The organism is uncultured Rikenella sp. (assembly GCF_910577125.1).
Taxonomy (GTDB): Bacteria; Bacteroidota; Bacteroidia; order Bacteroidales; family Rikenellaceae; genus Rikenella.
In genome coordinates this window covers 1-7,314 of the sequence record NZ_CAJTMN010000097.1, presented here as the reverse complement: position 1 = coordinate 7,314, position 7,314 = coordinate 1, and the positions used below count along the sequence as shown (strand labels likewise).

At 59.0% G+C, this 7,314-nt stretch carries 3 protein-coding genes; 1 reads left to right on the top strand and 2 read right to left on the bottom strand.

Annotation, left to right across the window (positions count from 1 at the left end; all coding sequences use genetic code 11):
- Positions 1-729: 729 nt before the first annotated feature.
- Positions 730-1,635, bottom strand: coding sequence for a GNAT family N-acetyltransferase (locus QZ292_RS08765; protein WP_294600634.1), 906 nt, complete (start codon positions 1,633-1,635; stop codon positions 730-732).
- 169 nt (positions 1,636-1,804) lie between these two features.
- Positions 1,805-4,486, bottom strand: a complete 2,682-nt coding sequence (locus QZ292_RS08760) for a valine--tRNA ligase (RefSeq protein WP_294600632.1) — start codon at positions 4,484-4,486, stop codon at positions 1,805-1,807.
- Positions 4,487-4,694: 208 nt separating this feature from the next.
- Between QZ292_RS08760 and lon the strand changes: the two genes are divergently transcribed.
- On the top strand, positions 4,695-7,118 hold the full coding sequence (gene lon / locus QZ292_RS08755; protein ID WP_294600630.1) for an endopeptidase La: 2,424 nt from the start codon (positions 4,695-4,697) through the stop codon (positions 7,116-7,118).
- Positions 7,119-7,314 lie beyond the last annotated feature (196 nt).

Below are 7,314 nucleotides of genomic sequence, written 5' to 3'. Positions count from 1 at the left end.
GCCACCCCAGGCGTAGGCCGGCAACTCGGCGGAGCTCGTTTCCGGCCTCGCTGGCCCCGGCCCGCCTACAGCCTCGCCCAATTCCCGGCCCCCGTGTCCGCCTTACTGCAGCTCCGCTATCGCTTCGCCGCTTCCGTCGCCCGCTGGGATTTCATCTCGGTTTTGCTCGCCGCAAAACGAGCGAAATCCCTCTTTTGGCAGGCGGGCGGTGCGTGCCGCACTCCCAATTGGCAGCCTCTACCCCAATGTCTTTTCGCGCGCCTTGGGCGATTCAACTCTTTCGGCTCGTCGCCGAAATAGTTGAATCGCTTCTTTTGTCGGCGGCGCGCGATCCGGTCATTGCCCCGGCTGGAACTGTTCCTTTTGTGAACAAAAGGAACCGAAAAAACTTTAGACGGATGCTAACGCATCCTCAAACTGCCGGCGGCCTTAACCCACGAGGCAGCCTCTACCCCACTCTTTTCCCGCGCGCCTTGGGCGATTCAACTATTTCGGCTCATCGCCGAAATAGTTGAATCGCTTCTTTTGTCGGCGGCGCGCGATCCGGTCATTGCCCCGGCTGGAACTGTTCCTTTTGTGAACAAAAGGAACCGAAAAAACTTTAGACGGATGCTAACGCATCCTCAAACTGCCGGCGGCCTTAACCAACGAGACAGCCTCTACCCCACTCTTTGACCGCGCGCCTCACGCTCCGCAGAACTCAAGGTTCAACTGCCCGCAGCGAGGCCCCTACTCGATATTCGACAGATGTCTCTCGACCTTCTGGACGTACAACTCGCTCAGCGTGATGAGAATGCCTGTCTCCTCCACGTTTCCGAAGTCCGGATTCAGCGCTGTGTCGAACACCTTCATCGTCGGCGAGAGGCTCATGTACGCATTGATCAGCGGCGGAATCGTCTCATTGATCTCGCGGATTTTGCGCGAAAGGATCTTGTAATCCTCCGCATAGTCCCTCCCCACGAACAGCGCCTCCATTTTTTCCGGATCCATATCCAACTCCACCGGATACTTCGACCGGATCAGCTGTTCCCGATCCGGGAAGTGCTTTTTGAGGAAAAAGAGCAGCATATTCCGCGCCTCCCTGTCATAGTCGCCGTACATCGTCACCTTCCCGAAACAGTACTTCACATCGGGATTCCGCACGACGATCGCACCCAGACCGTCCCACAGGTTGTCCAGCGCAAAGAGGCTCTTCGAATTGTTTCTCGACTGGTAGGCCGGCTGCACGAACGACCGCCCGAGCTCCAGCGTGTACGGGAGATACTTTTCCCGGAACGTGTCGCTGAATTCGAAATAGTGCTCCGTCGAGAGGTATTTCGGATGGGTCGAACGCGGGAGGATATACCGGTATCCCCCCATAATTTCCCGCGCCACCGGATCCCAGGCGATCAGCTGCGTGTATCCACCCCGAACCGTGTCCAGCTCGTCGATGTCGAGCGCTTTTCCCGTACCTCCTCCCCCTTCGCGGAACGACAGCTCCCGAAGCCGTCCGATCTCCCGCATGACATTCGGACACTCCTCGGCCGTGAGCGTGTACAGAATATTTCCCCCTTTGTTTGTTTTGCGCCATTCGCGAGCAGGGGTCAGCTCCGCTTCGAGCAGCTCGCGTGCCACCGGGGCGATGATAGGCTCCATTTCCATGGGTCTCTGTTTCACTTCGCGTTTCAGCGAGCAAAAATAACGATAAATCGCGGAACGTGATATAGGGGTGCCCGTTTCATCAGCGTTTTCTCCGAGGCAATACAGAGACGGCGACCCGGTACGGGTCGCCGTCTCTGTGTGCTGCGTTCCAATCCTCATCTCTCTAAGAAAGGGTGGATAACTGGGCTTCCAAGGCGCGGATCTTCGCCAAGGCATCGGCCTGCTTGGCGCGCTCGTTGGCGATCACCGAGGCGGGGGCGTTCTGAACGAAACGTTCGTTCGACAACTTCTTCTCGACGCTGGACAAAAAACCGCGCATATACTCCAACTCTTTCTCGATCCGCGCGCGCTCGGCGGTGGCGTCGACTTGTACCAAATCGCCTAAGGGCAGGAGGTATTCGGTGGTCTTCACGATAAAGGTCGAGGCGCCGGTCGGTTTCTCTGAGCCGGAAGCCAAAGCGGCGACGGAGGAAAGGTTCCCCATCTTCGTGAGGATGGAGGCGAATTCCGAGGGGTAGTTCTCGTCGGAAACATACAGCATCGCCAAGGGCTCTTTTGGGGCGATGTTCTTGCTCTTCCGCACGTTACGAATCCCGCCGACGATCTCTTTCACGAGTTCGAAGCGGTCGACGAGGCGGGCGCCGGAGGCGGTAACCGACTGCGGGACGTAGCGGCTCACCATAATGGATTCCTGAGGCCCCCGATCGGCGATGTAGTGCCATATCTCTTCGGTAATAAAGGGCATGTAGGGGTGGAGCTGCTGGAGGAGCTGCTCGAAGTAGCCGATGGTGGCGCGATAGGTGACGGCGTCCATCGGGGTGCCGTAGGCGGGTTTCACCATCTCGAGGTACCACCCGGAGAAGTCGTCCCAGAAGAGTCGATACAGGCTCATCAGGGCGTCCGAAATACGGAACGCGGCAAAATGTTCGTCGATCTCGGCCACGGTGGCGGCGAGCTTCGCGCCGAACCATTCGACGGCGACGCGGGCGGATTCGGGCTGGGGCAAAGAGGCGCCCTCGGGGGTGTCCCACATCTTGATGAGACGGAAGGAGTTCCAGATTTTGTTCCCGAAGTTCCGGCCCTGTTCGATCAGGGATTCGTCCCAAATAATGTCGTTCCCGGCCGAGGAGCAGAGCATCATGGCCACGCGCACGCTGTCGGCGCCGTACTTGGCGATCAAATCCAGCGGGTCGGGCGAGTTGCCGAGCGATTTGCTCATCTTCCGACGCAGTTTGTCGCGCACGATGCCGGTCAGATAGACGTTGCTGAAGGGGCGTTCGCCCTGATATTCGTAGCCGGCGATAATCATCCGGGCGACCCAGAAAAAGAGGATTTCGGGCGCCGTAACCAGGTCGTTGGTCGGGTAGTAATAGCTGATCTCGGGGTTCCCGGGGTTCAAAATCCCGTCGAAGACCGATTGCGGCCACAGCCACGAGCTGAACCAGGTATCCAGCACGTCGGGATCGCGGGTCAGGTCGGCTTCGGTCAAGGTGTCGTTCCCGCTCTTGGCGCGGGCCAAAGCCACCGCCTCTGACGCGGTCTCGGCAACGACAAAGCCGCCGCCGAACTGTTGCGGAATATAATACGCAGGTATCTGCTGCCCCCACCACAACTGCCGGCTGACGCACCAGTCTTTGACGTTTTCCATCCAGTGGCGGTAGGTGTTCTTGAACTTGGCAGGAACCAACTTAATGACATCCTCCATCACTGCCCGCAACGCAGGTTGGGCGAGTTGGTCCATCCGAAGGAACCACTGCATGGAGAGTTTCGGCTCGATGACGGCGCCGCTCCGCTCGGAGGTGCCGACTTTGTTGGTGTAGGCTTCGACTTTTTCGAGCAGACCGGCCTCTTGTAAATCGGTTTCGATCTGCTGACGCACGGCGAAGCGATCCATCCCGACATAAAGCCCGGCGGCTTCGCTGAGGGTGCCGTTGTCGTTGAAGATGTCGATGCTGGGCAGGCCGTGCTTTTCGCCGAGCATGTAGTCGTTCACGTCATGCGCGGGGGTCACTTTCAAGCACCCTGTCCCGAATTCGATGTCGACGTACTCGTCTTCGATCACGGGAATCGACCGCCCGACGAGGGGCACGATCACTCGCCGCCCCTTGAGCCAGGCGTTTTTCGGGTCGTTGGGGTTGATGCACATGGCGGTGTCGCCCATAATGGTCTCGGGACGCGTGGTAGCGACAACGGCGTATTGGGGCGCGGAGGAATCCGAGTCCGGATTTTCGACCATGTAGCGCAGGTAGTAGAGTTTCCCGTGCTCTTCCTTATAGATGACTTCTTCGTCGGAGATGGCGGTCAGAGCGGCGGGATCCCAGTTGACCATCCGGACGCCGCGGTAGATCTTCCCTTTATTATAGAGGTCGACGAAGACGTGGATGACGGCGTCGCTCAGCCGTTCGTCCATGGTGAATTTGGTGCGGGCCCAGTCGCAGGAGGCGCCGAGTTTCTTGAGCTGTTCGAGGATGATGCCGCCGTGTTTCTCTTTCCATTCCCAGGCGTGGCGAAGGAACTCTTCGCGGGTGAGGTCGCTCTTCTTGATCCCTTCGTTGGCGAGTTTCTGGACGACTTTGGCTTCGGTGGCGATGGAGGCGTGGTCGGTGCCGGGAACCCAGCAGGCGTTGAAGCCCTGCATCCGGGCGCGGCGCACGAGGACGTCCTGGATGGTGTTGTTCAGCATGTGGCCCATGTGCAGCACGCCGGTCACGTTGGGCGGCGGGATCACGATGGTATAGGGCTGGCGGGCGTCGGGTTCGGAGTGGAAGAAGCCGTTCGCCATCCAGTAGGCGTACCATTTGTCTTCTTTCTGGGCGGGGTCGTATTTGGCAGGTATCTCTGTCATTTTGTCCGGTTTTTTAAGATTCCCTTCGTTTTGCATGCTTTTTGCAAAGCACGCAGAGGGACAAAATTACAAAACTGTTTCCGATTAACCGAACGCTTCGGGGAGGGGGTGGCAAAAAATAAAGCGGAGGGGTTCGGCGTTTTTTTAATATTTTTGCAGAATGCCTCGCTGCGCGGCAGTGGGCCAAATAGCACAGAAAGGTTTGATTATGAGCAAGAAACAAAATACGTGGATCGACCGGTTGTCGGGTATCTCGGATGTGTTGGACGGAAAGAGCCAGGTGATTCCGATCGTGGCGGCGGAGGATGACGAACCGCAGGGGGGGACGCTGCCGGAGTTGTTGCCGATTCTGACGCTGCGCAGTTCGGTGCTCTTCCCGGGGGCGATCACGCCGATTACGGTGGGGCGCGAAAAGTCGATGAAGCTGGTCAAAGAGGTGGAACAGAACGGGGGAATGCTGGGGGCGCTGCTCCAGAAGGATGCGGAGGTGGAAAATCCGGGGCCGGAGGATCTCTACGCGGTGGGAACGGCGGCACGGATCCTGAAGGTGCTGGAGATGCCGAACGGAAATCTGACGGTGATCCTGCACGGGGTGGAGAAGTTCGAAATCAAGGAGTTCGTCAGCTCGGAGCCGTTCTTCAGGGCGAGTGTCCGGCCGCTCAAGGATCTGACGCCGGATAAGGCCAATATCGAGCTGGATGCGCTGATCGAGTCGGTCAAGGAGGTGGCGCTCCGGATTATCGGTCTGTCGTCGAATATCCCGCAGGAGGCGACCTTCGCGATCAAAAATATCGACAGCAGAAGGGGGCTGATCAATTTCATCAGCTCGAATATCGAGCTGCCGGATGCGGATCGGCAGGCGCTCTTAGAGGCGCCGGGGCTGATTGCGCGGGCGCGGAAGCTGCTGGAGATTCTGGTGAGGGAGCAGCAGCTGATCGAGCTCAAAAACGAGATTCAAAGCAAGGTGAAGGAGGATATCGACCAGCAGCAGAGGGAGTATTTCCTGCAGCAGCAGATCCGGACGATTCAGGACGAGCTGGGGGGAAATCCGGCGGAGCGGGAGGTGGAGGAGCTGCGCGAAAAGGCGCAGACGAAAAAGTGGAGCGAGGAGGTCAAAGAGCTGTTCTTCAAGGAGCTGGACAAGCTGGATCGGATGAATCCGGCGGTGGCGGAGTATTCGGTGCAGATGAATTACCTGCAACTGATGCTGGAGCTGCCGTGGGAGGAGGTGACGAAGGACAATCTCGACCTGAAGCGGGCGAAGCGGCTGCTGGATGCGGATCATTTCGGGCTGGACGATGTCAAAGACCGGATATTGGAGCACTTGGCGGTGCTGAAGCTGAAGGGGGATTTGAAGTCGCCGATCCTGTGTCTGTACGGGCCTCCGGGGGTGGGAAAAACGTCGCTCGGAAAGTCGGTGGCGGCGTCGCTCAAACGGAAGTTCGGCCGGATCTCGCTGGGGGGGATGCACGATGAGGCGGAGATCAGGGGGCACCGGCGGACGTATATCGGGGCGATGCCGGGGCGGATCCTGCAGACGATTCGCCGGGCGGGGTCATCGAATCCGGTGATCATTCTGGACGAGATCGACAAGGTGGGTCAGTCGAACCACGGGGATCCGGCGTCGGCGCTCCTGGAGGTGCTGGATCCGGAGCAGAACAGTACGTTCCACGACAACTACCTGGACACGGAGTACGACCTCTCGAAGGTGCTCTTCATCGCGACGGCGAACAACATCGGGAATATCTCGTCGGCGCTGCGCGACCGGATGGAGATGATCAATGTGTCGGGCTATCTGCTGGAAGAAAAGGTGGAGATCGTCAAACGCCATCTGCTGCCGAAGCAGCTGGAGGCGCACGGGGTGCCGGAGGACAAGCTCAAGCTGGGCAAGAGGTCGATCGAGAAGATTATTTCGGAGTACACGCGGGAGTCGGGGGTCAGGACGCTGGACAAGCTGATCGCCAAGATCGTCCGCTACCGGGCGAAGGAGATCGGGATGGAGGAACCGTTCGAGGTGACTGTCTCGCCGGAGGGGGTGGAAAAGATTCTCGGGGTGCCGAGGTTCCTGAACGAGATGTACGAGGGGAACGAGCATGTGGGGGTGGTGACGGGGCTGGCCTGGACAGAGGTGGGGGGAGACATTCTCTACATCGAGTCGTCGCTCAACCGGGGCAAGGGAAACCTGATTATCACGGGAAACCTGGGGGATGTGATGAAGGAGTCGGCGTCGATCGCGCTGGGCTGGGTGAAGGCGCACGCGGAACAGCTGGGTATCCCGCAGGAGATGTTCGAGGAGTACGACATTCACATCCATGTCCCGGAGGGGGCGATTCCGAAGGACGGGCCGTCGGCGGGGATCACGATGGTCACGGCGCTGGCGTCGGTCTTCTCGGGACGGAAGGTGCAGGCGCGATATGCGATGACGGGAGAAACGACGCTCCGGGGAAAGGTGCTGCCGGTGGGCGGGGTCAAGGAGAAGATTCTGGCGGCGAAACGGGCGGGGATTACGGATATCATCCTCAGCGCGGAGAACCGGAAGGATATCGAGGAGATCAAACCGGAGTATGTCAAGGGGCTGACGTTCCACTATGTGACGACGCTGGACGAGGTCTTGAAGCTGGCGCTGGTGTAAGGGAGTGTTTCGTCGGCTGGAAACGGCATTTCAGGGGGAGGCTCTGCAGAGCCTCCCTTTTTTTTATGCGGATCCGAAAGGGTACGTGAGGTGTGTGGAGCGCAAGCACGCAAACAGAGAACGGGGCGAGGGAGTTGGGCAGAGCAGAAAAGTGGAAATGCGAAGCATTTCCCGTCCACGGGACGTGGGGCCCGCG

Excerpts from the sequence above, each read along its gene's own strand:
- QZ292_RS08765 (WP_294600634.1), bottom strand. The coding sequence starts at position 1,635 with ATGGAGCCTATCATCGCCCCGGTGGCACGCGAGCTGCTCGAAGCGGAG.
- QZ292_RS08760 (WP_294600632.1), bottom strand. The coding sequence starts at position 4,486 with ATGACAGAGATACCTGCCAAATACGACCCCGCCCAGAAAGAAGACAAA.
- lon (WP_294600630.1), top strand. The coding sequence starts at position 4,695 with ATGAGCAAGAAACAAAATACGTGGATCGACCGGTTGTCGGGTATCTCG.